This is a genomic window from Qipengyuania pacifica, from assembly GCF_019857205.1.
GTDB classification, from domain to species: domain Bacteria; phylum Pseudomonadota; class Alphaproteobacteria; order Sphingomonadales; family Sphingomonadaceae; genus Qipengyuania; species Qipengyuania pacifica.
In genome coordinates this window covers 56,624-83,304 of the sequence record NZ_JAHWXO010000001.1, presented here as the reverse complement: position 1 = coordinate 83,304, position 26,681 = coordinate 56,624, and the positions used below count along the sequence as shown (strand labels likewise).

At 63.4% G+C, this 26,681-nt stretch carries 27 protein-coding genes; 21 read left to right on the top strand and 6 right to left on the bottom strand.

The window, feature by feature from the left end; all coding sequences use genetic code 11:
• Positions 1-43 precede the first annotated feature (43 nt).
• Complete coding sequence (locus KYK83_RS00470) at positions 44-979, top strand: ribose-phosphate pyrophosphokinase (RefSeq protein ID WP_103024616.1); 936 nt, start codon at positions 44-46, stop codon at positions 977-979.
• Here KYK83_RS00470 and KYK83_RS00465 read toward each other — a convergent pair.
• Positions 960-1,919 carry a helix-turn-helix domain-containing protein gene (locus KYK83_RS00465; protein ID WP_222826825.1) on the bottom strand — a complete coding sequence of 320 codons (960 nt, stop codon included), beginning with the start codon at positions 1,917-1,919 and terminating at the stop codon, positions 960-962. The genes KYK83_RS00470 and KYK83_RS00465 overlap by 20 nt on opposite strands.
• Positions 1,920-2,075: 156 nt before the next feature.
• Here KYK83_RS00465 and hisN point away from each other — a divergent pair, with 156 nt between their 5' ends.
• From hisN to KYK83_RS00385, 16 genes are all read left to right on the top strand, one after another.
• Positions 2,076-2,876 (top strand): histidinol-phosphatase, encoded by an 801-nt coding sequence (hisN, locus tag KYK83_RS00460; protein WP_222826824.1) that lies wholly within the window; start codon positions 2,076-2,078, stop codon positions 2,874-2,876.
• Positions 2,877-2,901: 25 nt separating this feature from the next.
• Positions 2,902-3,657: an SDR family NAD(P)-dependent oxidoreductase gene (locus KYK83_RS00455; protein ID WP_222826823.1), complete on the top strand. Its 756-nt coding sequence runs from the start codon at positions 2,902-2,904 to the stop codon at positions 3,655-3,657.
• A 1-nt stretch (position 3,658) separates the two neighbouring features.
• Complete coding sequence (locus KYK83_RS00450; RefSeq protein WP_222826822.1) at positions 3,659-4,405, top strand: SDR family oxidoreductase; 747 nt, start codon at positions 3,659-3,661, stop codon at positions 4,403-4,405.
• A 118-nt stretch (positions 4,406-4,523) separates the two neighbouring features.
• On the top strand, positions 4,524-4,727 hold the full coding sequence (gene rpmI, locus KYK83_RS00445; protein ID WP_050601380.1) for a 50S ribosomal protein L35: 204 nt from the start codon (positions 4,524-4,526) through the stop codon (positions 4,725-4,727).
• A 23-nt stretch (positions 4,728-4,750) separates the two neighbouring features.
• A complete protein-coding gene (gene rplT / locus KYK83_RS00440; protein ID WP_103024611.1) occupies positions 4,751-5,110 on the top strand; it encodes a 50S ribosomal protein L20 in 360 nt (119 codons plus the stop codon).
• 117 nt (positions 5,111-5,227) lie between these two features.
• Entirely contained in the window at positions 5,228-6,100 is an 873-nt protein-coding gene (locus KYK83_RS00435) for a helix-turn-helix domain-containing protein (protein WP_248284173.1), read from the top strand.
• Positions 6,101-6,184: 84 nt separating this feature from the next.
• A complete protein-coding gene (locus KYK83_RS00430; RefSeq protein WP_248284172.1) occupies positions 6,185-7,105 on the top strand; it encodes a helix-turn-helix domain-containing protein in 921 nt (306 codons plus the stop codon).
• Between the two features lie 103 nt (positions 7,106-7,208).
• Positions 7,209-8,330: a phenylalanine--tRNA ligase subunit alpha gene (pheS, locus tag KYK83_RS00425; protein ID WP_222826821.1), complete on the top strand. Its 1,122-nt coding sequence runs from the start codon at positions 7,209-7,211 to the stop codon at positions 8,328-8,330.
• On the top strand, positions 8,327-10,717 hold the full coding sequence (gene pheT / locus KYK83_RS00420; RefSeq protein WP_222826820.1) for a phenylalanine--tRNA ligase subunit beta: 2,391 nt from the start codon (positions 8,327-8,329) through the stop codon (positions 10,715-10,717). Before pheS ends, pheT begins: the two co-directional genes overlap by 4 nt.
• Positions 10,714-11,697 carry a hypothetical protein gene (locus tag KYK83_RS00415; RefSeq protein WP_222826819.1) on the top strand — a complete coding sequence of 328 codons (984 nt, stop codon included), beginning with the start codon at positions 10,714-10,716 and terminating at the stop codon, positions 11,695-11,697. The genes pheT and KYK83_RS00415 overlap by 4 nt, the downstream gene beginning before the upstream one ends.
• Positions 11,694-12,449, top strand: a complete 756-nt coding sequence (locus KYK83_RS00410) for an SDR family NAD(P)-dependent oxidoreductase (protein WP_222826818.1) — start codon at positions 11,694-11,696, stop codon at positions 12,447-12,449. The genes KYK83_RS00415 and KYK83_RS00410 overlap by 4 nt, the downstream gene beginning before the upstream one ends.
• A gap of 101 nt (positions 12,450-12,550) precedes the next feature.
• The gene (locus tag KYK83_RS00405) at positions 12,551-14,074 is read left to right on the top strand and encodes a peptide chain release factor 3 (protein WP_222826817.1); all 1,524 of its coding nucleotides are present in this window, start codon (positions 12,551-12,553) and stop codon (positions 14,072-14,074) included.
• A 37-nt stretch (positions 14,075-14,111) separates the two neighbouring features.
• A complete protein-coding gene (locus KYK83_RS00400) occupies positions 14,112-14,984 on the top strand; it encodes an alpha/beta fold hydrolase (RefSeq protein WP_103022752.1) in 873 nt (290 codons plus the stop codon).
• 4 nt (positions 14,985-14,988) lie between these two features.
• Complete coding sequence (locus KYK83_RS00395; protein WP_196847362.1) at positions 14,989-15,690, top strand: endonuclease/exonuclease/phosphatase family protein; 702 nt, start codon at positions 14,989-14,991, stop codon at positions 15,688-15,690.
• Positions 15,691-15,835: 145 nt separating this feature from the next.
• The gene (locus KYK83_RS00390; protein WP_103022754.1) at positions 15,836-16,174 is read left to right on the top strand and encodes a P-II family nitrogen regulator; all 339 of its coding nucleotides are present in this window, start codon (positions 15,836-15,838) and stop codon (positions 16,172-16,174) included.
• Positions 16,175-16,194: 20 nt separating this feature from the next.
• Complete coding sequence (locus KYK83_RS00385; protein ID WP_248284201.1) at positions 16,195-17,517, top strand: ammonium transporter; 1,323 nt, start codon at positions 16,195-16,197, stop codon at positions 17,515-17,517.
• Between the two features lie 163 nt (positions 17,518-17,680).
• On the opposite strand, the gene KYK83_RS00380 is transcribed toward KYK83_RS00385, so the two are convergent.
• From KYK83_RS00380 to KYK83_RS00370, 3 genes are read right to left on the bottom strand one after another with little or no spacing between them, the layout of a single operon-like run.
• Complete coding sequence (locus KYK83_RS00380) at positions 17,681-19,267, bottom strand: GMC family oxidoreductase (protein WP_222826815.1); 1,587 nt, start codon at positions 19,265-19,267, stop codon at positions 17,681-17,683.
• Between the two features lie 24 nt (positions 19,268-19,291).
• Positions 19,292-20,230, bottom strand: a complete 939-nt coding sequence (locus KYK83_RS00375) for a sterol desaturase family protein (RefSeq protein ID WP_222826814.1) — start codon at positions 20,228-20,230, stop codon at positions 19,292-19,294.
• Positions 20,231-20,235: 5 nt separating this feature from the next.
• Positions 20,236-20,640, bottom strand: coding sequence for a hypothetical protein (locus tag KYK83_RS00370; RefSeq protein ID WP_248284171.1), 405 nt, complete (start codon positions 20,638-20,640; stop codon positions 20,236-20,238).
• Positions 20,641-20,700: 60 nt separating this feature from the next.
• Here KYK83_RS00370 and KYK83_RS00365 point away from each other — a divergent pair, with 60 nt between their 5' ends.
• A complete protein-coding gene (locus KYK83_RS00365; protein WP_196847366.1) occupies positions 20,701-22,122 on the top strand; it encodes an amidohydrolase in 1,422 nt (473 codons plus the stop codon).
• On the opposite strand, the gene KYK83_RS00360 is transcribed toward KYK83_RS00365, so the two are convergent.
• Positions 22,123-22,563 carry a protein tyrosine phosphatase family protein gene (locus KYK83_RS00360; protein ID WP_222826813.1) on the bottom strand — a complete coding sequence of 147 codons (441 nt, stop codon included), beginning with the start codon at positions 22,561-22,563 and terminating at the stop codon, positions 22,123-22,125.
• 10 nt (positions 22,564-22,573) lie between these two features.
• Complete coding sequence (locus KYK83_RS00355; protein WP_222826812.1) at positions 22,574-23,374, bottom strand: TerC family protein; 801 nt, start codon at positions 23,372-23,374, stop codon at positions 22,574-22,576.
• 246 nt (positions 23,375-23,620) lie between these two features.
• Here KYK83_RS00355 and KYK83_RS17355 point away from each other — a divergent pair, with 246 nt between their 5' ends.
• From KYK83_RS17355 to argF, 3 genes are all read left to right on the top strand, one after another.
• Positions 23,621-24,382: a cold-shock protein gene (locus KYK83_RS17355; protein ID WP_222826811.1), complete on the top strand. Its 762-nt coding sequence runs from the start codon at positions 23,621-23,623 to the stop codon at positions 24,380-24,382.
• A gap of 144 nt (positions 24,383-24,526) precedes the next feature.
• Positions 24,527-25,714 (top strand): aspartate aminotransferase family protein, encoded by a 1,188-nt coding sequence (locus KYK83_RS00345; protein WP_196847370.1) that lies wholly within the window; start codon positions 24,527-24,529, stop codon positions 25,712-25,714.
• A 7-nt stretch (positions 25,715-25,721) separates the two neighbouring features.
• On the top strand, positions 25,722-26,651 hold the full coding sequence (gene argF, locus KYK83_RS00340; protein ID WP_222826810.1) for an ornithine carbamoyltransferase: 930 nt from the start codon (positions 25,722-25,724) through the stop codon (positions 26,649-26,651).
• Positions 26,652-26,681 lie beyond the last annotated feature (30 nt).

The following is a 26,681-nucleotide window of genomic DNA, read 5'->3' as shown; positions in this document are numbered from 1 at the left end:
GGCTAGGCGGGGCGCTCAGCCAGCTTTCCCAAGGATTCGCCGCATGAAGATCATGGCCGCCAATTCGAACCTGCCGCTCGCGCGTGCGATCGCAGCCTATCTCGAAATGCCGCTTGTCGATGCGCAGGTGCGCCGCTTCGCCGACGAGGAAATCTTCGTCGAAATCCACGAGAACGTGCGCGGGGAAGACGTGTTCGTCGTCCAGTCGACGAGCTATCCGGCGAACGACAACCTCATGGAACTGCTGATCTGCATCGATGCGCTCAAGCGGGCATCGGCGCGGCGTATCACGGCGGTCGTACCATATTTCGGCTACGCCCGGCAGGACCGGAAACCGGGGCCACGGACCCCGATTTCAGCCAAGCTGGTTGCGAACCTGATCACCGAGGCAGGCGCCGATCGCGTTCTTGCAGTCGATTTGCACGCTGGCCAGATCCAGGGTTTCTTCGACATCCCGACCGACAATCTGTTCGCCGCGCCCGTCATGGCCGCGGACATTCAGGCGCGGTATGGCGATCAGGACCTGATGGTCGTGTCGCCCGACGTGGGCGGTGTGGTGCGCGCCCGTGCGCTGGCCAAGCGGCTCGACAACGCGCCGCTGGCCATCGTCGACAAGCGCCGTGACCGTCCGGGCGAGAGCGAGGTGATGAACATCATCGGCGACGTGTCGGGCCGCCACTGTATCCTTATCGACGACATCATCGATTCGGGCGGGACACTCTGCAACGCCGCGCAGGCTCTGCTCGATCAGGGCGCGAAGAGCGTGACTGCCTACATCACCCATGGGGTGCTGTCCGGCGGTGCGGTTGCCCGCGTCGACGGGTCGGCGCTGGAAGAACTGGTCATTACCGATTCGATCCGTCCGACGGATGATGCCAAGGATTCGCAGCGCATCCGCATCCTGACCATCGCCCCGCTGATCGGCGAGGCCGTTCGCCGCATCGCAGACGAAAGTTCGGTCAGCTCTCTGTTCGATTGACGCTGCGCGGTTCGGCATTCGGATCGCGCCAGGGCCGGGGATTTTCGCTGGTCCCTCCAGCCAGAATTTCGACCCTGCGCGACTGGCGGATTTCCATGGTAATCCGCAGTAGCGGATGACTTCCCTTCTGGAGGCGCCCGGGCGTGGTATCCAGCAGGCTGCGCAATTCGCGCGTCACATGGGACTGGTCGAAATAGCGCAGGCGCATTTCCGGCTCGTCCTCTTCAAGCGCAACTTCGAGCAGCGCCGCCGCCATGTCGAGCGCCCGCGCCCGGCGCATGGCGAAATGCGGGGTGACCCCCCAACTCTTGCGGATCACGCGTTCGAGCGTCCGTCTCGCGATACCCCTGTCATGCGCAAATTCGGCGATCGACGCGCCCGGATCGGTCAGGCACAGCCGTTCGAATTCCGCGAGAAGATCGTGGGGTCGTTTCGGGGAAGCCGCTGAGAAGGACGTCAACAACTGCGTTTCGGCTGCCTCCAGCCACGCCTTGGCATCGTCGCGGGGGATGTAGGCTTCGTGCGGGCGGGCGGCACGATCGAAGGGGTCGAAGGGAAGGATGCGGTCGATCGTCTCTTCGACGGAAGGCAGGTCGAGCCCGAGCGTGCCGCCGGGTGCGAAATTGACGGTGACTACCTTGAAGGATCCGTGCGCGGTAAGCCGCATCATCTTTGTACAGGGCCCGAAATAGAGTGCCAGGCCCCGTTCGCCCGGACTGAATGTCTGCAAGCCTTCGGCTGTGTGCGCAGACCACTGGGAGCCGAAGATCATTCTCAGGATCGGCTGTTCGCCGAACGTGCCGCATTCGATCGTCTTTCCCTCCGGCAGGTTTACCGAAGTGACGCCCAATCGGGTGATCCAGGGCTTGAGTGTATCGCAAGGCGCGCGATTATAGGCGAGCGGCATCCCGCCGGGGGTCGAGCCGGTCGTGGATGTCATTCCCTGCCATGTCTGGTCGCCCCGATCCTTGCCGGATCGTTGTGGTTTTTCTTCTGACAATGCGGATCATTTCCCCCTTCGATGCGACCCGAAGGGCATGACATTGTCACTATGTGTCGTCTTGACCGGGCCGAGCATTGAGCCAAATGGGTTCAAATGCAAAGAAATTCCGATCTCGCGCTCGCCAATCGTCTCGCCGATGCCGCAGGGGAAGCCATTCGGCCCCTCTTTCGCGGCGAATGGTCGCAGGAGCGTAAACCAGACCAGAGCTTCGTAACCGAAGCCGACCGTGCAGCCGAGGCGGCTATGCGCGCAATTCTCGAAAGCGAACGGGCAGACGATGGGATCATCGGCGAGGAATATGGCACACGCAACGAAGGTGCCGCACGGCAGTGGGTTCTCGATCCGATCGATGGAACGACCAGCTTCATCGCCGGGCGCCCGATCTTCGGCACGCTGATTGCCCTGGTGCAGGATGGCTGGCCGGTGCTGGGCGTGATCGATCAACCCATCGCGAGGGAACGGTGGGTCGGGCAGATCGGCGAAGGGACGACCTTCAACGGGAAGCCCGTGCGCGCCGCACCATGCAAGGACCTTTCCGACGCAGTGCTGGGGACCACCAGCCCGCATCAGTTTTCCGGCGACGACGTCGATGCATTCATGGGCGTCGCCAAGGCGGTGGCCGAACGGAAGATTATATATGGCGGCGATTGCTACAATTACGGATTGGTCGCGAGCGGCCATGTCGACGTGGTCATCGAAGCCGGGCTCAAGCTGTATGATTTCGCGGCGCTCGTCCCCGTGGTCGAAGGCGCCGGTGGGGTGATGAGCGACTGGCAGGGCAATCCGCTGGACGCGGGAAGCGACGGCCGCGTGATCGCGCTCGGCGATGCGGCCCGCCTCGACGATGTGCTGGAAGCGATGGGCGGTTCTTCGGCGCACGATCACGGGCACTGATCGACCCCGTTCTCGTTTCCGCTGCATGCGAACGATACTGATAACCGGCGCAGCCAATGGCATCGGACGCGCCATCGCAATGCATTTTCACGGCCTCGATTGGCGCGTCATCGGGCTGGACCGGGACGCGGAGGCGCTGGCGGAGCTGCGCGATGCGCTGCCGCGCGAAACGGCATTGTTCCTGACAGCCGATGTCGGCAGGGAAGGCGCCGTTGCGAGCGCTTTCGAGCGCGTGGAAGACTGGTTGGACGGCGATCCGCTAGACTGCGTAGTGAACAATTCCGGCATTGCCGATCCCTATGCAGGGCCGCTGGAAAAGCTGGCGCTGAAGGACTGGCAGGCGTGGGTAGATGCCAGCCTGACGGCCGCGTTTCTCGTGACCCGATCGGCCCTCCCGCTTCTGCGGCGCGCGCAAACCGCCAGCATTGTGAACATGTCCTCCACCCGTGCGGTGATGAGCGAACCGGACACCTTTGCCTATGCGGCCGCAAACGGCGGTCTCGATGCACTGACCCATTCGCTTGCCGTGTCCCTGGGCCCCAAGATCCGCGTCAATGCGATACGTCCGGGCTGGATCGAAACGGGGCCGTGGCAGAAGACGGGCCAGCGCAGCAATCCGGATCACCGTGCAAGAGATCGCGATCAGCATCCCGCTGGGCGAATCGGACGTCCCGAAGACATTGCCCAGGCGGTCGCCTATCTGCATGAGGCCGGCTTCGTGACGGGGCAGCATCTCAACATCGACGGTGGCATGACGGTCAAGATGATCTACGAGCACTGACATGAGTACGGAGGGTTCACTGGAAGGGCGCATAGCGCTTGTCACCGGGGCTGCGCGCGGGCTGGGGTTTGCGATCGCGCAACGCCTGGCGCGTGCCGGGGCGAGCGTCTGGCTGAATGGTCGTGACAGGGCCGCGCTGGGCGACGCGGCCGACCGGATCGGCAGCGATGCGCGCGTGCTCGCATTCGACATCGGCGATGACGACGCAACCGCAGCGGCCTTCGTAACACTGGCCGAAGACGGGCTCGATATCCTCGTAAACAATGTCGGCCAGCGGGATCGGCGTTCGCTTGCGCAGCTGCGGCGAGAGGACATGGCGGCCATGCTGGCGACCAACCTTGTCGCTCCCTTCGATCTCGCGCGGCGGGCTGTCCCGTTGATGGAAGCGCGCGGCTATGGGCGGATTGTCAACATAACCTCCATCGCTGCCGAAATAGCCCGCGGCGATATTCTCTACACGGCCAGCAAGGGCGGGCTTGCCGCCCTGACGAGAGCCTTCGCGGCAGAACTTGGCGGCACCGGCATTACCGTCAACGCAGTGGCGCCGGGCTATTTCGCGACCGAGGCGAACGAGGAAATGTCCACCGATCCGGGCATTGCGCAGCATCTGGAGCGACGGACATCGCTGGGCCGGTGGGGCGATCCGGGCGAGATCGGCGGGGCAGTGGCGTTCCTCGCCTCCCCCGAAGCGAGTTACATCACCGGGCACACATTGGCGGTCGACGGGGGCTACCTGACCCACTTCTGACTTGCTTTTGCCCGCAGAATCGCTAGACGCGCGCCCTTCACCGACACGTGATTCACCGCCGGTCTGGCCGTAAGGGCTGCCAGGGCTGGCGCGACGTGTCTCTGTAAAGGAGATGAAAATGCCCAAGCTGAAGACCAAAAGCGGTGTGAAGAAGCGCTTCAAGATCACCGCAACCGGCAAGGTCAAGCATGGTGTCGCCGGCAAGCGCCACCGCCTGATCAGCCACAATGCGAAGTATATTCGCCAGAACCGCGGCACCACCGTCCTGTCGGAAGCCGACAGCCGTACGGTGAAAAAGTGGGCCCCCTACGGCCTCGACTGAGCGCGATTTAAGGAGAATACGAAATGCCTCGCATTAAACGCGGCGTCACCACGCGCCAGAAGCACAAGCGGATCCTCGATCAGGCGAAGGGCTATCGCGGCCGTCGCAAGAACACCATCCGCATCGCCCGTCAGGCGGTCGAAAAGGCCGGCCAGTACGCTTACCGCGACCGCAAGATCAAGAAGCGGAATTTCCGCGCTCTGTGGATCCAGCGTATCAACGCGGCAGTGCGCGCCGAAGGCCTGACCTATTCGCAGTTCATGCACGGTACCAAGCTGGCCGGCATCGAGCTGGATCGCAAGGTAATGGCAGACCTCGCCATGAACGAAGGCGCGGCCTTCAAGGCGATCATCGAGCAGGCCAAGAAGGCGCTTCCCGCCTAAGGTCCTTGCCTCAAACGACTTTTCGAAAGGGCGCACCGCAAGGGGCGCCCTTTTTCGTGTGCGCCTTGTCGCTCGCCTACAACCGGCTATACTTCTGGTGTGGAGGGGAGGGGGAGATTGACTGCACATAAAGCTATCGACGTGCGTTTTTTTGCGCCGCCTGCCGACCTCGCTCCGTGCTTCACCAGCTTCTATCGCGTCGAGGTCGATTTACCCGAAGGCGAGATCCTGGAAGATTGGCTGCAGCCGGAATGGGCCAATTTGCGCTTCTTTGCCGGTAATGCCCCGGCGGCCGATTTTACCGATGGTTCGCGGGTGGAAGGCATGCGCTTTCAGGCAACCGGCCCGAGTTCGTGCCCGACGCATTTTACCATCGGTCGTACCCGCATGTGGGGCATCGGACTGTTTCCTCTCGGCTGGGCGCGCTTTGTCGGGCTCGACGCATGCGAACATGCCAATACCGTCGTCGATGGTGAACGCAGCCCGGCCTTCGCCCCGTTCGTTCCCTTATGCGAAAAGCTGTGTACGCCGGATCATTCGGACGAAGAGCAGTTCGAATGGCTCACCGACTTCTTTCGAAATCTGGCCGATCCACCGCGGGACTGCGCCCGTATTCAGCGCATACACGAAGCCATGGTGGATCCGTATATCGTTCAGGTCGAAGAGCTGGCCCAGAAATGCGGCCTTTCGAAGCGGACGCTGGAGAGGATCTGCCTGCGGCATTTTGGCTTTTCGCCGCGCCTGCTGCTACGGCGGCAAAGACTGATGCGCAGCCTCGCCGCTTTCATGCTGGAGCCGCGGGCGAACTGGTCGCGCGTGATCGACCGGCATTATCACGACCAGTCACATTTCGTGCACGAGTTTCATGCTTTCATGCAGTGCGCGCCGAGCGAATATGCCGCAAAGCCCCACCCTGTGCTGAGTGCCTTCATGGCGGAACGAAAGAAGGTCTGGGGGTCGCCGGTGCAGACGCTCGACAAGCCCGGATAGCTTTGGCTGCGGGACTGGAATTGCCAAGGGGACAACTAGAATGTGTGCGGGGGCGCAAATGATACGGGCTATCGGCCGGGCAGAATGGCGATGACTAAGGGGGGCGCGCTCGATGCGATTTCCTTGCGGTTCTTCCTGCCGCCGCCAAGGCTGAGCCCCTATGTCACCACCCTGTATCATCTGGAGGTATCCGGATGCGGGCAGGAACCCGTCGAGGACTGGTTGCATCCCGAATGGGCCAATCTGCGCATCATTCCCGATCGGAACATCGAAGCGGCACTGGGCGGCGGTCCGCTCGAGCGAATGCCGCGGGCCCTGCTGACCGGACCGACGAGTGTCACCACGCGGTTCCGCGCCGCCAATGGCAGATCATGGGGAATCGGTCTGATGCCGCTCGGTTGGGCGCGGCTGACATCTGCCCCTGCAAGCGACTATGCCGACCGCCATGCCGATGTCGACACCGATCCGGCCTTGTCGCGGCTGCGGGCCCTGTGCGATTGTATCCCGGAGAAAGGCCGCGATCTCGTGGCGGAGCGGGACGCCCTCCTGCGTCACCTCGCGGGAATTTTCGCGGAGCCGGCGGCGCATGAGGCGAAAATACTGCGCTGCGAGCAGGCTCTGGTCGATCCGCACATGCATAACGTGGCAGAGCTTGCGGGGGCGCTGGGTATGGGAATGCGCACGATGGAGCGGTTCTGCGGCCGCGTGTTCGGTTTCAGTCCGCAGCTGCTGCTGCGCCGTCAACGCTTCATCCGCAGCCTGGCGAAATTCATGCTCGACCCTTCGCTCAAATGGATCGACACGCTCGACACGCATTATCACGATCAGGCCCATTTCGTGCGCGATTTCAAGCGTTTCATGACCATGTCGCCGAGCGAATACGCCCGGTTGCCGCACCCGATCCTGGCCGCGGCGGCGCATGCGCGTATGGCGGTCGCGGGCGAAGCGATGCAGGTGCTGCACAGCCCCGCGGGGCAGATGAAGGCGAACCGCCCGAAGGCGTGATGCGGGCGCGCGCCGCCGGTCGGCGGGAAACGGGGCTTTAGCATTTGTGCACATGCGGCTAGGGGCTGCGCAGAGACAATTCCTACAGTTCCAAGCGGATCAGATGACCGACCTCGACCAACTCAAGACCGATGCGCTGACGCGGATCGAAAACGCTCCCGATGCAGCGGCGCTCGAAGCACTGCGGATCGAATTCCTCGGCAAGCAGGGGTCGATTTCGGGCCTGATGAAGACGCTTGGCGGGATGTCGCCGGAAGAGCGGCAGGTGCAGGGGCCGCTACTCAACGGACTGCGCACGGAGACTGCCGATGCGATCGCGGTGCGCAAGGAAGTGCTTGAAAATGCAGAGCTTGAAGCGCGGCTTGCGGGCGAGAGCATCGACCTGACGCTGCCGGCGCCGGAAGCGCCCCGGGGTTCGGTCCACCCGGTCAGCCAGGTGATGGACGAGCTGGCGGAAATCTTTGCAGACCTTGGCTTTTCCGTCGCGACGGGGCCGGAAGTCGAGGACGACTGGCACAATTTCACTGCGCTCAACATGGCCGAAACGCACCCCGCCCGGGCCATGCACGACACGTTCTACTTCCCGCAAAAGCATGTCGATCATACGTTTGATAATGCGCCGAACACACGCATGCTGCTGCGAACACATACATCGCCGGTGCAGATCAGATCGTTGGTCGAGCGCGGCGCGCCGATCCGCATCATTGCGCCGGGCCGCGTCTATCGCAGCGACAGCGATGCGACCCACACGCCGATGTTCCACCAGGTCGAAGGGCTGGTGATCGACAAGGGCATCCACCTGGGCCATCTGAAATGGACGCTGGAGACCTTCCTCAAGGCGTTTTTCGAGCGCGACGATATCGTCCTGCGCCTGCGCCCCAGCTATTTCCCCTTCACCGAACCATCGGTCGAGGTCGATGTGGGCTGGGAAGACGTGAACGGCCGCAAGGTTCTGGGCGGCGACGGCGATGCGCCGGGTCATGGCTGGATGGAATTGCTCGGGAGCGGCATGGTCAATCGCCGCGTGATCGAATCTGCGGGGCTCGACCCCGATGAATGGCAGGGTTTCGCATGGGGGCTCGGCGTCGACCGGCTCGCCATGCTCAAATACGGGATGGACGATTTGCGCGCCTTCTTCGACGGCGACCAGCGCTGGCTTGATCATTACGGCTTTTCGGCCTTCGACCAGCCGACCCTTTCCGCAGGCGTGGGAGCGAAGGCATGAAGTTCTCGCTCGAATGGCTGAAGGATTACCTCGAAACCGACGCTTCGGTCGCCGACATTGCGTCCGCGCTCAACCGGATCGGCCACGAGGTCGAAGGCATGGAGGACCCGGCCGACAAGCTGGCGGGCTTCCGCGTCGCGCATGTGCTGACGGCGGGGCCGCACCCCGATGCCGACAAGCTGCAGGTGCTGAGTGTCGATACCGGCGAGGGTGACCCGCTGCAGGTCGTCTGCGGTGCGCCCAACGCGCGCGCGGGAATGAAGGGCGTGCTCGGCCTGCCGGGCGCGGTGGTCCCCGCGAACGGGATGGAACTGCGCAAGAGCGCGATCCGCGGCGTCGAATCGAATGGCATGATGTGTTCGGTTCGCGAACTGGAACTGGGCGACGAGCACGACGGTATCATCGAACTGCCCGAGGATGCGCCGACGGGCACCAGCTTTGCCGAATACAGCAATGCATCGCCCGTGTTCGATGTGGCGATCACGCCGAACCGGCCCGACTGCATGGGCGTGATGGGTATCGCGCGCGATCTGGCCGCAGCAGGGCTGGGCACATTCAAGGCGCCCGAAGTGCCCGCGATCGAGGGCGAGGGCGCGTGCCCGACCGAGATCCGGATCGACGATCCCGAAGGCTGCCCCGCATTTTACGGGCGTGTCATCAGGGGCGTGACCAATGGCGCATCGCCCGACTGGATGCAGCGCCGCCTCAAGGCTGCGGGCCAGCGCCCGATCAGCGCACTGGTGGACTGCACCAATTACCTGATGCTTTCGACCGGCCGTCCGGCCCATGTCTACGACCTTGCCAAGCTGAGCGGGGCCGTGACCGCGCGCCGCGCCAAGAATGGCGAGACGGTCGAGGCGCTGAACGAGAAGACCTATACGCTCGACGACACGATGACCGTGATCGCCGACGATGCCGGGGTGCACGACATCGCCGGGATCATGGGCGGTGAACATTCGGGCGCGGGCGAGGATACCAGCGACGTGCTGCTGGAGATTGCCTATTTCGATCCCACGCGTATCGGCGTGACGGGGCGCAAGCTTGGTCTGGCATCCGATGCGCGCACGCGCTTCGAACGCGGGGTCGATCCGGCGTTCCTCGACGACGGGCTCGCACTGCTGACCGACCTGATCGTGCAGACCTGCAGCGGTACGCCGACACAGGTAGTGCGCGCCGGCGAAGCGCCGAACCAGCCGAAGGTCGTCGCGTTCGACCCCGGCCTGACGGCACGGCTCGGCGGGGTGGATGTGCCGCAGGACGAGCAGCGCGCGATCCTGGAAGCTCTGGACTTCCAAGTGGCAGGCGACTGGCAGGTGACCTGCCCGCTGCGCCGCCACGATATCGAAGGCCCGGCCGATCTGGTCGAGGAAGTGGTCCGCATTTACGGCCTCGACAAGGTCGAAAGCGTCGCGCTGCCGCGCGTCGAGGGCGTGGCCCGGCCAACCGCCACGCCGCTGCAGCAGGTCGAGCGCAAGCTGCGCCGCGCCGCTGCCGCGCGCGGGCTGAACGAAGCGGTGACCTGGTCCTTCCTGCCGACTGCCGACGCGGAATATTTCGCCGACGGAGCGCAATTGTGGGTGCTGGACAACCCGATCAGCGAGGACATGAAGGCCATGCGCCCTTCGCTCATCCCCGGGCTGCTGTCTGCCGCCAAACGTAATGCCGATCGCGGTGCTGCCGGTGCGCGCCTGTTCGAGATCGGGCGACGGTATTTTGTCGGGAAAGACGGCGCGAGCGACGAGAAGCCGACGCTTGGCGTGGTGCTGGCGGGCGAAAAGACCGCGCGCGGCTGGAGCACGGGTAAAGCCGTGCCGTTCGACGCCTATGACGCCAAGGCCGAAGCCATGGCGCTGCTCGAAGCGGCCGGCGCGCCGATCGACAATCTGATGGTGATGGGTGAAGCGGGCGACCAGTTCCATCCGGGCCAGTCCGCCACGCTGCGGCTGGGCCCCAAGAACGTGCTGGCCCGGTTCGGCGCGCTGCATCCGCGCACGCTGAAGGAATTCGACGCGGACGGTCCGGTGATGGCGGTGGAGATATTCCTCGACGCGCTGCCCGCGAAGAAAGGCGGCGGGAGTTTTGCGCGCGCTGCCTATGCACCGCCCGCCTTGCAGACGATCAGCCGCGACTTCGCCTTCCTCGTACCGGGCGAACTGGCCGCCGCCGATCTGGTCCGCGCGGTAAAGGGCGCGGACAAGCAGGCGATCGTTTCCGCGCGCGTGTTCGACGTGTTTGCCGGGCAGGGCGTGCCGGAAGGCAAAAAGTCGGTAGCGGTGGAAGTGCTGCTGAAACCCGGCGAGAAGAGCTTCACCGATGCGGAGATCAAGGCGATTTCCGACAAGATCGTGGCTGCTGCTGCGAAGCAGGGCGCGGAGCTGCGGGGGTGACACGCGCGCGCAGCCCGATCCTTGCGCTTGGCCTGCTGCTTTCCACGGCCTGCACCGGCGCGGCGGCGCAAGAGGATGGCTGTGTCATGACGCAGGGCGACCGGACGTGGCTGAAAGGCGCGCTGGACAATTGGCAGGTGTCGGCGCGGCGCGATCTGGGCATCGATCCGGACCCGCTGCCCGACGTGGTGACGCTGGACGACCGCTGCCTTTACATCATGCCGGCGGGGCGGTTCGATCGCATGGTCGGCACGCCGCATGAGGGCCGCCCCAGCCTGCCCGACGGGCGCGAGTTGCCGCTGGGGCCCGTATCCTTTGCGACCGGCAGTGCGACGGATTATTTCGTGATGAGCCTGCCCAGCGTATGGCGCGCCGCCAATGTGCAGAGCGGCCTTGGCGTGGAAGGGCTGATGGACGGGGTCCTGTTGCACGAGATCATGCATACGCGGCAGGGCGGACTGGCCGGACCGCTGCTCGACCGGCTGGGGCGGGCGAACGGCGTTTCGGAAGACGACCTCAACGACGACATGGTGCAGAACCGGTTCGGCGATGATGCAGCCTATCGCGCGGCCTATGAGCGCGAGCGCGATCTTCTGTTCGCCGCCGCTGCTGCGCCCAGCGATGCGGAAGCACGCCGTATCGGGCGCGAAGCGCTGGCGGCGATGCGCGACCGGCGGGCGCGCTTCTTCACCGGCAAGCGGCGGTTCTATCGCGCGTTCGACGACATTTTCCTGACGATGGAAGGCATGGGTCAATGGCTCGCCTATCGTCACTATATGAGTGCGCGCGGCGGATCACTGGATGCGGAAACGGCGCTGCGGGAAGTGCGCCGCGACGGTAGCCAGTGGTCGCAGGATGAAGGACTGGCGCTGATGCTGCTGGTCGACCGGTTGCTGCCGAACTGGCAGGTGCGCGCTTTCCGGGATCCGCAGTGGCGGGCCGAGGCGCTGCTGGCAGCCGCTACAGGAGTTCGAAGATGACACAGACACGTACCGCATTCGTAACCGGCGCCACCGCCGGGATCGGCGAAGCCACCGTCCGCACGCTGGTGGCGAACGGCTGGCGCTGTGTCGCGACCGGGCGGCGGCAGGAACGGCTCGATGCGCTGGTGGCGGATCTGGGCGCGGACAAGGTCCACCCGGCCTGTTTCGACGTGCGCGATGCAGATGCGATGGATGCCGCGATCGCCGCGCTGCCCGAAGATTTCGCCGGAATCGATCTGCTGGTCAACAATGCCGGGCTGGCGCAGGGCCTGTCGCCCGCACAGGAATCCAATCTCGACGACTGGCAGACGATGATCGACACGAATGTGACGGCCATGGTGGTGCTGACCCGCAAGCTGCTGCCCGTGCTGATCGAGCGCAAGGGCGCGATCATCGCTATCGGTTCGGTTGCGGGCAGTTACATCTATCCGGGCGGCAACGTTTATGCCGGGTCGAAGGCCTTCGCGAACCATTTCACCCTGGCGCTGCGGGCCGATCTGCACGGCACCGGCGTGCGGGTGACCAGCATCGAGCCGGGCATGGTCGAAACCGAATTCACGCTGGTGCGCACCGGCAGCCAGGAAGCGAGCGACGATCTGTATCGCGGTGCCAATCCGATGACCGGGCAGGACATCGCAGACACGATCCTGTGGATCGCGCAATTGCCCCCGCATCTCAACATCAACCGCCTGGAACTGATGCCGGTGAACCAGGATTTCGCAGGGTTCCGGGTGGCCAGGGAGCCCTAGCGAGCGCGTCGGTCCCGCGAAGGCGGGAATCCCGTCAAGCGCCGCGCTTGCCCGACCCTGGATCCCCGCCTGCGCGGGGATGACGACAGCAGAGACATGACATGACTTCCAATCGCCGTACCTTCGCCATCATTTCCCACCCCGACGCGGGTAAGACCACGCTGACCGAGAAGCTGCTGCTGACCGGCGGCGCCATCCATCTGGCTGGCGAGGTCAAGGCGCGCGGGCAGGCGCGGCGGGCGCGGTCCGACTGGATGAAGATCGAACAGCAGCGCGGCATTTCGGTGACCAGTTCGGTCATGACGTTCGAGCGCGAGGGGATCACCTTCAACCTGCTCGACACGCCGGGACACGAGGATTTTTCCGAAGACACCTATCGCACGCTGACGGCGGTCGATTCGGCGATCATGGTGATCGACGCGGCCAAGGGCATCGAACCGCAGACTCGCAAGCTGTTCGAAGTCTGCCGCTTGCGCAGCGTGCCGATCATCACTTTCGTCAACAAGGTCGACCGTGAAGGGCGGCCGGTGTTCGAGCTGCTGGACGAGATCGCCGACATGCTGGCGCTGGACGTCAGCCCGCAGGCCTATCCGGTGGGCATGGGCGGCGAGTTCGAAGGCGTGCTCGATTTCGAGACCGGCTGCATCGCGCGGCCCGAGGGGCCGAGCAAGGAGTTCAGGGGCACGCGCGATTGCGACGCCGAAATCCCCGAACGCTTTGCCGAGAACATCGAACTGGCGCAGATCGGCTATCCCGAATTCGATCTTGAAGCCTATCGCAATGGCGATCTGACGCCGGTCTATTTCGGATCGGCGCTGAAGAATTTCGGCGTGACCGAGCTGATCGAGGCAATCGCGAAATACGCCCCGCCGCCGCGCCCGCAGCCCGCAGGCGAAGAACAGATAAGCCCGGAGCGCGACGAGGTGACCGGCTTCATCTTCAAGGTGCAGGCCAATATGGACCCCAACCACCGCGACCGCATCGCCTTCATGCGGCAGGTATCGGGCACGTTCAAACGCGGCATGAAGCTGACGCCGTCGGGCCTCGGCAAGCCGGTGGCGATCCATTCGCCGATCCTGTTCTTCGCGCAGGACCGCGAGGTGGCCGACACGGCGGAGCCGGGTGACATCATCGGGATCCCGAACCACGGCACGCTACGCGTGGGCGATACGCTGAGCGAGAAGAATGCGATCCGCTTTACCGGCCTGCCCAATTTCGCGCCGGAAATCCTGCGCCGCGTCGCGCTGGTCGATCCGACCAAGACCAAGCAGTTGCGCAAAGCGCTCGACGACCTTTCCGAAGAAGGCGTGATCCAGGTGTTCTATCCCGAGCTGGGCGGGCAGTGGATCGTCGGTGTGGTCGGCCAGCTGCAGCTCGACGTGCTGATCAGCCGGCTGTCGGCCGAATACAAGGTGGAAGCCAAGCTGGAAGCATCGCCCTTTGCCACTGCGCGCTGGATCAGGGGCGAGGACAAGGCGATGAACGACTTCGAGAAGTTCAACCTGTCCAACCTCGCCAAGGATCGCGACGGGGACCTCGTCTTCATGGCCAAGAGCCCGTGGGACGTGAACTATCAGCAGGAAAAGAACCCGGACCTTACCTTCTCCGCCACGAAGGAGCGTTGAGGTTGCGCGGCAGGCGCCTTCGCGGCAAAGCCATGGCATGACGTTACATGCCGGACCGACATCGCAGACCTTCATATCGCAGCGCCTGCGCCTCAATTATGTCGATTGGGGCAATCGCGACGCGCCGCCGCTGGTGCTGGTGCACGGCGGGCGCGACCATGCGCGCAGCTGGGACTGGGTGGCGGAAGACCTGTGCAGGGACTGGCACGTCACCGCTTTCGATCACCGCGGGCACGGCGATTCCGACTGGGTCAGCGACGGCAATTACATGGCCAACGACATGGTCTATGACCTTGCCCAGTTCATCCACCAGCTCGACCGGGGGCCGGTGACGATCGTGAGCCATTCGATGGGCGGAAACGTCGCCCTGCGTTATGCCGGGACCTTTCCCGACATGGTGCGCAAGATCGTGGCGATCGAAGGGCTCGGCCCGAGCCCGGCGCGGCAGGCCGAGCAGCGCGAAACGCCATACCCCGAACGGATGGCCGAATGGATCGGCAAGAAACGCGCTGCATCGGGCCGCATCCCGCGCAAATACGAAAGCATCGAGGCGGCCTTTCGCCGGATGATCGAGGAGAACAAGTTCCTCACCGAAGACCAGGCGCGCCATCTGACGCTGCACGGCGTGAACAAGAACGAGGACGGCACCTATAGCTGGAAGTTCGACCCGCATCTGAATGTATGGGGCGTGGAAGATGTGGCGGACGAGTTCCAGCACCAGACCTGGGCCGCGATCACGGCGCCGACATTGCTGCTGTATGGCGCGGATAGCTGGGCCTCCAACCCGGAAGGGGATGGCCGGCTGGACCATTTCAACAATGCCGAGGTGATCGAATTCGAGAATGCCGGCCACTGGCTGCATCACGATCAGTTCGACCGTTTCATGAAGACGATCCGCGAGTTCCTCTGATACGGTGCAGCTTACTTTCGCCAGCTACAACATCCACAAGGGCGTCGGGCTCGACCGCAGGCGCGACCCCGAACGCATCCTGTCGGTCCTGCACGAGATCGATGCCGACATCATTGCGCTGCAGGAAGCGGACCGGCGCATCGGCGAGCGCGCCAGCGTGCTGCCACGTGCCGATATCGACGATACGCGCTGGCGTGTGATCGAGGTGGCGAAGCGGCCGCGCAGCATCGGCTGGCATGGCAATGCCCTGCTCGTCCGCCGCGGGATCGACATCGTATCGGGCGAGGCGCTGGATCTGCCGACCATCGAGCCGCGCGGCGCGGCCTGCGGAGAAATCGTTGTCGAGGGGCGCAGCCTGCGTGTGATCGGAACACATCTCGACCTGTCGGGTCTCCGGCGACGCGACCAGATCCGTTCGTTGCTGGGGTTCTGCAATGCCTGCGAGCGCAACTTACCGACGGTGATCATGGGCGATTTCAACCAATGGGGCCGCCAGACAGGGGCCATGCGTGAATTTGCGCAAGGCTGGCATATCGTCACGCCGGGGCGCAGCTATCCGAGCAGGCAGCCGGTGGCGACGCTCGACCGGATCGTGGCCAGCACCCATTGGAACGTCGTTTCTTCGGATGTTCATCACACGGCGCTTTCGACGGTTGCGTCCGACCATTTGCCGGTGAAGGCCGTACTTTCCCTGATCAAAAAATAGGCATACGCCTAATTATCGGGCAACGAATGTTGCGTCGGTCCCGCGCCTATCGTCCAAATCTTACCGAAAACGTGTTTGGCACGCACTTTGCTGCGTCTGCGAATGCCGGTGCTTGGGCCGGTAGATCACACGAGGGGGTGAGCGCGTGAAATTCATCATCGCCGTCATCAAGCCGTTCAAGCTCGACGAGGTCCGCGAGGCCCTGGGGGGCATCGGGGTGGCTGGAATGACCGTTACCGAGGTCAAAGGCTTCGGCCGCCAGAAGGGCCAGACCGAGATTTACCGCGGCGCGGAATATTCGACCAATATGCTGCCGAAGGTAAAACTCGAGATCGCCGCGAGCGACGACCTCGCCCCGCAAGTGGTCGAGACGATCCAGCAGACTGCCACCACCGATGCGATCGGCGACGGCAAGATCTTCGTTTTCGACCTCGCCAGCGCCACCCGCATTCGCACCGGCGAAACCGGCGACACCGCGCTCTGACGGACAGGATGGGACCCATGATGTTTCGAACACTTTCTCGCAGCGTTGCTACCGGCATCGCGCTGCTTACGCCGGTCGCGGCTTTCGCCCAGGAGGCTGCCGAAGCTGCCGCTGCCGTGCCCAACCCCGGCAACAATGCCTGGATGATGACGGCCACAATCCTGGTACTGCTGATGATCCTGCCGGGGCTCGCGCTGTTCTATGGCGGTCTCACCCGCTCCAAGAACATGCTTTCCACCATTACGCAGGTCGGCGGGGCAGCGTGCCTTGCGATGCTGATCTGGGTGATGTGGGGCTATTCGACCGCCTTCGGGCCGGAAGGCAATGCCTTCTTCAGCTGGGGCAATCTGTTCCTGAGCCAGGTGACGACCGACAGCACTGCAGCGACATTCAGCGATGAAGTGATCAGCGAATATGTCTTCGTCAGCTTCCAGATGACTTTCGCCGCGATTACCGCTGCGCTGGTGCTGGGCGCGACGGTGGAGCGGCTGAAGTTCTCTGCCGCCATGCTGTTTACCGCCATCTGGCTGACGATCGTCTATTTCCCGATCGCGCATATGGTGTGGGCGGGCGGCGGCCTGTTGTTCGAAATGGGCGCGCTCGACTTCGCCGGCGGTACCGTGGTGCATATCAATGCCGGTGTCTCGGCACTGGTGCTCGCCATGTTCCTTGGCAAGCGCAAGGGCTATCCCGGAGAGCCGATGCCGCCGCACAGCCTGACGCTGACGCTGGTGGGCGCAGGCCTGCTGTGGGTCGGCTGGTTCGGTTTCAATGCCGGCTCGGAACTCGAAGCGGACGGAACCGCCGGTCTCGCCATGATCAACACCTTCGTCGCCACCGCAGCAGGTGCCCTGGCCTGGATGCTGATGGAACGCTTCGCCGGGCACAAGGGATCGGCCCTGGGCTTTGCCTCGGGCATCATTGCAGGTCTCGTCGCCGTCACTCCGGCGGCCGGCAACAGCGGCCCGTTCGGAGCGCTGGTCCTTGGTATCGTGGCTTCGGTGATCGCGTATTTCGCAGTCGCCAAGCTCAAGCCGAAGCTGGGTTACGACGATGCGCTGGACGTGTTCGGGATCCACGGCATTGCGGGCATCGTCGGCGCGATCGGCACGGGTATCGTCTACTCGCCCGCGCTTGGCGGACCCGGCGATGCAGCAGAATATGCGATGGGGGCTCAGGTAACGACGCAGGTCGTCGCCGTGGTCGTCGCCATCGTTTGGGCAACGGTCGGAACCGTGATCGCGACGCTCATTACCAAGGTCATCACCGGTCTGCGGGTCACCCCGGAAGTCGAAAGCGACGGCCTGGACATCGGCGAGCATGGGGAACGTGCCTACAACTGAATTCGAAGCTTGGCGGGGGCGCCTACTCTCTCTCTCCTCTCCTCGGGTGCCCCCGTCTAACCGTGTTCCTCCTGCGAACACCGACTTTACCGGGCCGGAGATTAGTCTCCGGCCCCTTTTTTCGTATCCGCCGGGCTTTCGGATAGAGAAGGGCGGTGGCGTCCTAAGCGGCCAGGGCTGCCATCACGAAATCGGCGCAGCGTTCCCCGATCATGATGCTGGGCGCATTCGTGTTTCCGCTGACCAGCCGCGGCATGACGCTGGCATCGGCCACATAAAGCCCATCCACCCCGCGAGCCTTCAGGGTCGGATCGACCACGGCATCTTCATCCGCCCCCATCCGGCAAGTGCCGACGGGGTGATAGACCGTATCGGCACGATTGCGGATGAGATCGTCGAGCTGCGCATCATTGTCGAGATCGATGGGGTAGCGGTCCTGTGGCGCGTATTGCGCCATGCTGGGCGAAGCGACGATCCGATGGGACAGCCGCACGCCTTCGCGCAGGATTGCCATGTCGCGATCATCGTCGAGGAAATTGGGATCGATCAGCGGAGCGTGCTGCGCATCTCGCCCGGCAAGGCGAACGGTCCCGCGACTTTCGGGACGCAGCACACAGGCGTGCAGCGAGAAGCCGTGGCCTTTCACCTTGGTTCGGCCATGGTCTTCCAGCATGGCAGGGACGAAGTGCCACTGCACGTCCGGGGCCGGGGCATCGGGCATGACCTTCCAGAAACCGCCTGCCTCGGCATAGGGCGTGGTCATGATACCCGTGCGCTTGCGCCGATGTTCGAGAATGGCCTTGGCCATACGGATGGTGCCGGCCAGACTGTCACCGATGAAGTCCCGGCTTTCGGTCTGCCAGCTGGAGACGTAGTCGACATGATCCTGCAGGTCGCTGCCCACGGCCGGCTTGTCGATCACCACGTCGATGCCATGATCCTTTAGATGGGCGGCGGGCCCGATCCCGGAAAGCATCAATATCTGCGGCGAATTGAAGGCGCCAGCCGACAGCACCACGGCGCCGCGGGCCTTCACCTGTCGCTGCCTGTCGCCGACCGTATAGGTCACGCCGGTGACACGACCTTCCTCGATATCGAGCTTTTGCACGCTGACGCCGATGCGGACGTCCAGATTCCGCGAGCCCCTTAACGGCTCCACATAGGCTCGCGCGGCCGACCAGCGTTCCCCGTCCTTCTGGGTAACCTGATAAAGGCCGAAACCTTCCTGCCGGTCATCGTTGAAATCGGCGTTGCGGGGCAATTGCAGTTCGGTCGCTGCCTCGACAAAGGCAAGGCTGCCCGGATTGGCCCATTTCTGGTCGCTCACCCACAAGGGGCCCGAGGCGCCGTGAAATTCATCAGCGCCGCGCACATTGTGTTCGGCCTGTTTGAAATAGGGGAGCACGTCGTCATAGGCCCAGCCGCGGCAGCCCAGCGCTGCCCAATTGTCGTAATCCCAGCGATTGCCGCGGATATAGATCATGGCATTGATCGCCGAGGATCCACCCAGGCCCCGCCCGCGCGGCTGGTAGCCAACCCGTCCGTTCAGGCCTTTCTGCGGAACGGTTTCGAACCGGTAATTCTGCGCGTCGCGCAGGAAGGGCATGAAGCCGGGCGTCTTGACCAGCATGCCGTTGTTCCGGCCTCCGGCCTCCAGCAGGCAGACGCTCTTGCCGGCTTGCGCCAACCGCCCTGCAACGGCGCTCCCGCCGCTGCCGCCGCCAATCACGATGACATCGAATTCGTCCATGGGTACTCCTCTCCACCGGAGAGGTTAGGCAGGCTCCGCCTCGCCCGCAATCGGGTTTTCCGATGAAACGGAATTTTCCTGCATGCCCTGCCGTTCCAGCCAGCGCGCCCTTATCTGGTCGGACGTTTCGCGGCTTCCGTCATGGGTCCAGCCGGGTTCGCGCAAGAGATAGGACAATTTGTGCTTCCATGGCGCTCGCCACATATCCTGCACAATGCCCACCCATTCATGGAACACCGCCCAGACCAGATTGAAGCTGCCGAGTTGTTTGACGATGCCGTACCGGATCTTTTCGCCTTTCACCTCCGGCTCGAAGGTGCCGAACATCTTGTCCCAGACGATGAAGACGCCGGCATAGTTGCGATCGAGATAGCGCGGATTGGTCGCATGGTGGACGCGGTGATGGCTGGGCGTGTTCATCACTGCTTCGAACCAGCGTGGCATGCGATTGATCGCTTCGGTGTGAATCCAGAACTGGTAGATCAGGTTGAACCCGCTGCAGATGGCTATCATGACGGGATGAAAGCCAAGAAGGACCAGCGGGAGCGCGAAGGCGAACCCCAGCGTGAGAAAGCCGGTCCACGTCTGCCGCAGTGCGGTTGAGAGATTGTAGTGCTGGCTCGAGTGGTGGTTCACATGGCTCGCCCAGAACCAGCGGACGCGGTGGCCGAAACGGTGTACCCAGTAATATTTCAGGTCGTCGAGCACGAAGCACAGGACAAAGGCCCACCAGGTCCACGGCACATCGAACAGGCGAAACTGCCAAAGCCAGATGAACAGCGCGAGAAACACCCCGCCGGAGAGCAGGCCAGCCACGGTGCTGCCGAGACCGAAGGCAAGGCTGGTGAGCGTATCCCTTGGTTCATAGGCGTCGGGGCGTTTACGCCAGGCCCAGACCATCTCCATCAGCACGAGAGCGATGAAGCCGGGTACTGCCAGTTCGGTAGGCGAGAAATCGGGCATGGCGATCAGCTCTTTACCGCTTCTATTGCATCGACCCAAGCGGAAGCGTCATCGAGCGCCAACCGCGCCGCGCCGTAACGCCTTTCCGCAGTGTCGATGACGAGCATGTCGCCATCGCGCCGAACACTGGCGGCGCCCGACAGGATCCGGCCCGCGAAATGCACGCCATGCGGGCGCAGGAGCAGTACGCGCCCGGCAGCGTCGCGCAACAATGCGCCGCGGCCATCGCGATCCAGCCCGATCGCGACCGGTTCAAAACCGCTGACGGCCTCTTCGGCAGCAATCCGGGCTTCCGTTTCATCGGCGAGGCGGGGGGCGGGGCCCAGTTTCAGCCACACGGCCACGCCGGCCAGCGCGAAGATCGCCGCCAGGGATCCGAGGAACTGGAGCAGGGCCGGTGGCAATTCCATGCGGCAGACGTTGGCACGCGCCGCGCTTTGCGGCAAGCAGGCCGCAACAGGGAGAAAAACATGAAACCGATCGCCATCCTCGCTGCCGGCGCGGCGCTCATCGCAGCGCCCGTGTGTGCGCAGACCGCCGACCCCATCGCGCAGGTGGAAGCGGAGGCAGAACGCACCGAGCGCGTGGCCCAGCAGATATGGCAATTTGCGGAACTGGGTTATCTCGAAACGCGCTCCAGCGGGTTGCTGGTCGACGAACTGCAAAAGGAAGGATTCACGATCCGGCCGGGCGTTGCCGACATTCCGACCGCCTTCATCGCGGAATGGGGCGAAGGCGGTCCTGTCATCGGGCTGCTGGCGGAATTCGACGCCTTGCCCGGAATCACCCAGTCCGCCGAGCCGACGCGTGATCCGGTTGCGGACAAGCATGCCGGCCATGCCTGCGGGCACAATCTGTTCGGCGCCGGCTCTCTCAGTGCGGCAATCGCCATCCGCAACTGGCTGGAGGCGACCGGCACACCGGGACGCGTACGCCTGTATGGGACGCCTGCCGAAGAAGGCGGATCGGGCAAGGTCTATATGGCGCGGGCGGGCCTGTTCGACGATGCCGACTTCGTGATCGACTGGCATCCGGCGGACCGCAATTCCGCCGCATCGCGGATGAGCCTCGCCAACCGGTCGGGCAAGTTCCGGTTCCGCGGTGTTTCGGCCCATGCCGCCGGTGCACCGGAGCGTGGGCGAAGCGCACTCGACGGGGTCGAGGCGATGAACATGATGGTCAATATGATGCGCGAACACACATCGATGGATACGCGCATCCATTATGTCATCACCGATGGTGGCAAGGCGCCCAATGTCGTCCCCGATTTCGCCGAAGTATTCTATTACGTGCGTCATTCCGATGCGGACGAAGTGCGGGCCTTGTGGCCTCGCCTGGAGGCGGCGGCCAAGGGTGCCGCGATGGGGACGGGGACCGAAGTGGACTGGGAGATCATCCACGGCAACAACCCCACGCTGCCGGTCGAATCGCTGCAGAAAATGATGGACGCCAAGCTGCGTCAGCTCGAGCCGCTCAAATACACTGCAGATGAATTGGCCTGGGCCGCCACGATTCGCGAAAGCCTAGGCGACGACGCGCCAGAGCTGGCGGAAGCGGCGCAGATCGAAGATTACGCGGTACTTACGGGATACGGATCGACCGACGTCGGCGATGTCAGCCGGGCCGTGCCGACCGTCAGCGTGCGCACCGCCACTTGGGTTCCGGGAACGGCGGCGCATAGCTGGCAGGCAGTCGCCGCAAGCGGCCACAGCTATGGTGCCAAAGGCACCCAGCATGCGGCGAAGGCGATGATGCTCGCTGCGGTAGAACTTTATACCAACCCGCAATTGCGCGAGACCGCCAAGGCGGAATTCATTGCGGCGCGCGGCGAGGATTACGTCTACGAATCGCTGCTCGGCGATCGCGCCCCGCCGCTCGATTATCGCAAATGATCAGCTGCGGGCGCTGGCGGCGAACATGTCCATGGCCGGGCGAACCGGGCTGACGTCGTAACCGGCCGAGGCTGCAGCTTCGCTGATTTCTTCCGGGTCCTCGCCCGTCCGTGCGCGTGCGAGCGACCAGAGCAGGGTCGAGCGCGTGCCCGAACGGCAAAAGCCGAGCACCGGCCCGCTTGCAGCGGCAAGCGCATCCTGCAACTGCTCGACCTGCGGTTCGCTGAAGCCGGCGCTACCGATCGGGATGGCGAGGTAATCCATCCCGGCTGCACGGGTTGCCGCCTCGATAGCCGCGCCCTCAGGCTGGTCCGGCGCTTCGCCGTCGGGACGATTGTTGACCACCAGCGTGATGCCCATCGCTGCCGCTTCGGAGATTTCCTGCGGCGTTACCTGGGGGCTGGCATAGAAGCTGTCGGACAGTTTGCGGAATTCGCTCATGATGGGGTTCCTAGACAGGATTTGATTTCGCCGCACGGCGCTTGCGCTGAACGATGTTGAGAATTTCGACTCCGACCGAAAAGCCCATGGCGGCATAGATATAACCCTTGGGCACATGAAAGCCGAAGCCATCGGCGATCAGCACGAGCCCGATCATGACCAGGAAGGCAAGGGCGAGCATGACCAGCGTCGGGTTCTTCTCGATGAATTTGGCCAGCGGGTCGGCTGCCACCAGCATTATCCCGACCGTGATGACGACCGCGGTGACCATGATCGGGATCTGGTCCGTCATGCCGACGGCCGTAAGAATCGAATCGACCGAGAATACGATATCGATAGCGACGATCTGCGCGATGACGGTGCCGAACGTCGCCTTGGCCGCGTCGCCCGCGCCGGGCGTCTTGTCCAGCAGTTCGCCCGAATTGTCTTCCGGTTCCATCGCGTGATGGATTTCCTTGGTCGCCTTCCACAACAGGAAAAGGCCGCCCACCAGCAGGATAAGGTCGCGCCCGGAAAAGGCGGTTTCGAAACTCGGCTTGCCGTATTCGTTCGGCGCACCGACCAGCCCGAGATCGAAGATCGGCGTCTGCAATGTGACGAGCCAGCCGATGAGCATCAGCAGGCCGATCCGCATGACGAGCGCGAGTGTCAGCCCGATCCGGCGAGCGCGCTGCTGCTGGTGTTCGGGCAACTTGTTCGAAAGGATCGCGATGAAGATCAGGTTGTCGACGCCCAGCACGACCTCGAGCGCGATGAGGGTCAGGAGCGCCAGCCATGCAGACGGGTCCGAAAGAAGGGTCAAAAATTCCATCGATGCGCCTCTGCCTGCGCCCTTCGCTTCGTTCAAGATGTGTTTTGCGCAATATCTTCTATGCGAAAATGTCACAATTGTAGGGTTTGCTCACTGTTGCACGTAAATCATTCGCACCTGACGATCTTTCGCGCTATGATGGCTCCATAAAGGGAGGGTTACGTGCCCGCCCGCGTCGATACGGCATGCAGTCCTCGTATCGGTGGCTTCTGATTTGCGGCTGCACGACAAGGTATTGTTCGAGTTATGGGTTACGACAGAGGACGCCGCCGCGGAAAGGACAAACGCGACGGTTTCGGGGAAGATAATTTCGATAGTTTCGGTGGCCCCCCGGGCGATTTCACTCCGCACGAGGCGTTCCAGGGCGATCGGTTCGGCGGCGGTGATCGCGGCGGCTTTGGCGGCGGGAATCGCGGTGGCGGTTTCGGTGGCGGCAATCGCGGCGGCGGCGGCGGCGGTGGTGGCGGCGGCTTCAACCGCATGCCGGCACAGGTCGTCGGCACCGGCAAGGGTACGGTGAAATTCTTCAACGGCCAGAAGGGCTTTGGCTTCATCCAGCAGGATAGCGGCGGCGAAGATGTGTTCGTGCACATCAGCGCAGTCGAACGTGCAGGGCTCGAAGGCCTGGCCGAAGGGCAGGAACTGGAGTTCAACCTCGTGGATCGCGGCGGGAAGGTATCCGCACAGGATCTTCAGGTCGTTGGCGACGTCATTCCCGTGCAGTCGCGCGGCGGTGACCGCGGCGAGCGTGGCGGTGAACGCGAGGCGGCACCCCGGCGCGAACTGACCGGCGAAAAGGCAACGGGCACGGTCAAGTTCTTCAATTCGATGAAGGGCTTCGGCTTCCTGACCCGCGACGATGGCCAGCCGGATGCGTTTGTTCACATCAGCGCAGTCGAACGTTCGGGTCTTGCCGGCATCAACGAAGGCGAACGGTTCGAATTCGATCTCGAAGTCGACCGACGCGGCAAATATTCGGCGGTCAACCTCGTCCCCGCACAGGACTGAGAAGAGCAGGCCGTCTTGGGGGTTTGACCCGCAAGGCGCGACGCAATAGATCGCTGGCAAACACGCAGATGGCGGTTCCTCAAGGGACCGCCATTTGTCTTTGAAGTTGAAACGCGCCCGCCAAGAGGCGCAGCAGGAGGCCCTATGTCGATTTCACCGCTAATGCCCGTCTATCCCCGCTGCGGCGTTCGCCCGGTCAAGGGTGAGCATTGCCATCTGATCGACGAAGACGGCACGCGTTACCTCGATTTCGCCAGCGGCATTGCGGTCAATCTGCTCGGTCACAGCCATGCGGGCCTGATCGGCGCAATCCAGCAGCAGGCAGAGACGCTGATGCACGTCTCCAACCTTTACGGCAGCCCGCAGGGCGAGGCGCTGGCGCAGCGTCTGGTCGACAAGACCTTTGCCGACACAGTCTTTTTCACCAATTCCGGCGCCGAAGCGGTCGAGGCCGCGATCAAGACGGCACGTGCCTACCATCAGCATGAAGATGGCGATGGCAATCGGACCGAACTGATCACCTTCACGAATGCTTTCCATGGCCGCACTATGGCGACCATCAGCGCGTCCAATCAGGAAAAGATGCACAAGGGTTTCATGCCCCTGCTCGCAGGCTTCCAGTATGCCGAGTTCGACAATCTCGAACATGCCAAGTCGCTGATGAGCGACAAGACGGCCGGCTTCCTCGTCGAACCGATCCAGGGCGAAGGCGGTATCCGCCCTGCCAGCGATGAATTCATGCACGGTCTGCGCGCGCTTGCCGATGAGAACGATCTGATGCTGATCTTCGACGAGGTTCAGTGCGGCGTGGCGCGCACCGGCAAGCTGTACGCTTACGAGCACTACGGGATAGAGCCGGATATCATGGCGACCGCCAAGGGTATCGGCGGCGGGTTCCCGCTCGGGGCCTGCCTTGCGACCGAAAAGGCCGCGCGGGGCATGGGCTTCGGCACGCACGGATCGACCTATGGCGGTAATCCGCTCGCCATGGCCGCAGGCACCGCGGTGATGGACGCTGTAGCGAATGATGAATTCCTCGCCGAAGTTACGGAGAAAGGCGAACGGCTGCGTTCGCGCCTTGAGCAGTTCATTGGCAACTATCCCGACCTGTTCGAACTGGTTCGCGGCAAGGGGCTGATGCTGGGGCTCAAGATGAAGGTCGAGAGCCGCCCGTTCTTCGTGCACCTGCGCGACAATCACCAGCTTCTGACGGTGGCCGCAGGCGACAACACGCTCCGCGTTCTTCCGCCGCTGGTAGCCGGTGATGCAGAATTCGACGAATTCTTCGACAAGCTTTCGGCTGGTGCCGCAAGTTACGATCCGGCAGGCTGATAGGGTTATGGCAATGCGGCACTTCCTCGATCTTTCCGATGCAGGCGGGGACGCGATTGCCGCCATGATCAACGATGCGCAGGACCGCAAGGCGGCGCGATTGGGCTGGGCCAAGGGCAGGCCCGATGCCGATGCGCCGCTTGCTGGTCATGTGCTGGGGATGATCTTTGAGAAGAGCTCCACCCGTACGCGGGTGAGTTTCGATATCGCCATGCGCCAACTGGGCGGATCGGCGCTTATCCTGGATTCCGGTACGAGCCAGCTGGGCCGGGGTGAAAGCATCGCCGACACGGCGCGCGTGCTCAGCCGGATGGTCGATGCGATCATGATCCGGACCGACGATCACGACAAGGCTCTGGAAATGGCGCGCCATGCGACCGTTCCGGTGATCAACGGCCTGACGGACCGCTCGCACCCGTGCCAGATCGTCGCCGATCTCCTGACCGTGGTCGAACATGGCAAGGCATTGCCCGGGTTGGAAATGGCCTGGCTGGGCGACGGCAACAATGTGCTTCATTCCATTCTCGAAGCTGCGGGACTGATGAAGTTCAACGTCCGCGTCGGCATTCCGCAGGGGTATGAGCCGGAAACCGAATTCGTCGAAAGGGCGCGCAGTGGCGGTGCCACGGTAACATTGACGCAGGATGCTAAAGAAGCGGTAGTCGGGGCCGACATCGTGGTCACGGATACCTGGATTTCCATGGGGCAGGAGCACGTCCACAACAAGCTGGCGGCGATGGCGCCGTTTCAGGTTTCGCAAAGCCTCATGGGGGCGGCCAAGCCCGATGCGAAATTCCTGCATTGCCTGCCGGCCCACGTCGGCGAAGAAGTGAGCGAAGAGGTCTTCGAGGGCGAGCAATCCGTCGTTTTCGACGAGGCCGAAAATCGCATTCACGCGCAAAAGTCGGTCCTCCTCTGGTGTTTCGACCGTATCTGACGCGAAATTTCCGAACCCTACCATTTTCCA

Excerpts from the sequence above, each read along its gene's own strand:
- pheT (WP_222826820.1), top strand. The coding sequence starts at position 8,327 with ATGAAGTTCTCGCTCGAATGGCTGAAGGATTACCTCGAAACCGACGCT.
- KYK83_RS00465 (WP_222826825.1), bottom strand. The coding sequence starts at position 1,919 with ATGACATCCACGACCGGCTCGACCCCCGGCGGGATGCCGCTCGCCTAT.
- KYK83_RS00430 (WP_248284172.1), top strand. The coding sequence starts at position 6,185 with ATGGCGATGACTAAGGGGGGCGCGCTCGATGCGATTTCCTTGCGGTTC.
- KYK83_RS00405 (WP_222826817.1), top strand. The coding sequence starts at position 12,551 with ATGACTTCCAATCGCCGTACCTTCGCCATCATTTCCCACCCCGACGCG.
- KYK83_RS00365 (WP_196847366.1), top strand. The coding sequence starts at position 20,701 with ATGAAACCGATCGCCATCCTCGCTGCCGGCGCGGCGCTCATCGCAGCG.
- KYK83_RS00470 (WP_103024616.1), top strand. The coding sequence starts at position 44 with ATGAAGATCATGGCCGCCAATTCGAACCTGCCGCTCGCGCGTGCGATC.
- KYK83_RS00385 (WP_248284201.1), top strand. The coding sequence starts at position 16,195 with ATGTTTCGAACACTTTCTCGCAGCGTTGCTACCGGCATCGCGCTGCTT.
- KYK83_RS00345 (WP_196847370.1), top strand. The coding sequence starts at position 24,527 with ATGTCGATTTCACCGCTAATGCCCGTCTATCCCCGCTGCGGCGTTCGC.
- rplT (WP_103024611.1), top strand. The coding sequence starts at position 4,751 with ATGCCTCGCATTAAACGCGGCGTCACCACGCGCCAGAAGCACAAGCGG.
- KYK83_RS00370 (WP_248284171.1), bottom strand. The coding sequence starts at position 20,640 with ATGGAATTGCCACCGGCCCTGCTCCAGTTCCTCGGATCCCTGGCGGCG.
- KYK83_RS00455 (WP_222826823.1), top strand. The coding sequence starts at position 2,902 with ATGCGAACGATACTGATAACCGGCGCAGCCAATGGCATCGGACGCGCC.
- KYK83_RS00360 (WP_222826813.1), bottom strand. The coding sequence starts at position 22,563 with ATGAGCGAATTCCGCAAACTGTCCGACAGCTTCTATGCCAGCCCCCAG.
- argF (WP_222826810.1), top strand. The coding sequence starts at position 25,722 with ATGGCAATGCGGCACTTCCTCGATCTTTCCGATGCAGGCGGGGACGCG.
- rpmI (WP_050601380.1), top strand. The coding sequence starts at position 4,524 with ATGCCCAAGCTGAAGACCAAAAGCGGTGTGAAGAAGCGCTTCAAGATC.
- KYK83_RS17355 (WP_222826811.1), top strand. The coding sequence starts at position 23,621 with ATGGGTTACGACAGAGGACGCCGCCGCGGAAAGGACAAACGCGACGGT.
- hisN (WP_222826824.1), top strand. The coding sequence starts at position 2,076 with ATGCAAAGAAATTCCGATCTCGCGCTCGCCAATCGTCTCGCCGATGCC.
- KYK83_RS00355 (WP_222826812.1), bottom strand. The coding sequence starts at position 23,374 with ATGGAATTTTTGACCCTTCTTTCGGACCCGTCTGCATGGCTGGCGCTC.
- KYK83_RS00450 (WP_222826822.1), top strand. The coding sequence starts at position 3,659 with ATGAGTACGGAGGGTTCACTGGAAGGGCGCATAGCGCTTGTCACCGGG.
- KYK83_RS00400 (WP_103022752.1), top strand. The coding sequence starts at position 14,112 with ATGACGTTACATGCCGGACCGACATCGCAGACCTTCATATCGCAGCGC.
- KYK83_RS00380 (WP_222826815.1), bottom strand. The coding sequence starts at position 19,267 with ATGGACGAATTCGATGTCATCGTGATTGGCGGCGGCAGCGGCGGGAGC.
- KYK83_RS00410 (WP_222826818.1), top strand. The coding sequence starts at position 11,694 with ATGACACAGACACGTACCGCATTCGTAACCGGCGCCACCGCCGGGATC.
- pheS (WP_222826821.1), top strand. The coding sequence starts at position 7,209 with ATGACCGACCTCGACCAACTCAAGACCGATGCGCTGACGCGGATCGAA.
- KYK83_RS00375 (WP_222826814.1), bottom strand. The coding sequence starts at position 20,230 with ATGCCCGATTTCTCGCCTACCGAACTGGCAGTACCCGGCTTCATCGCT.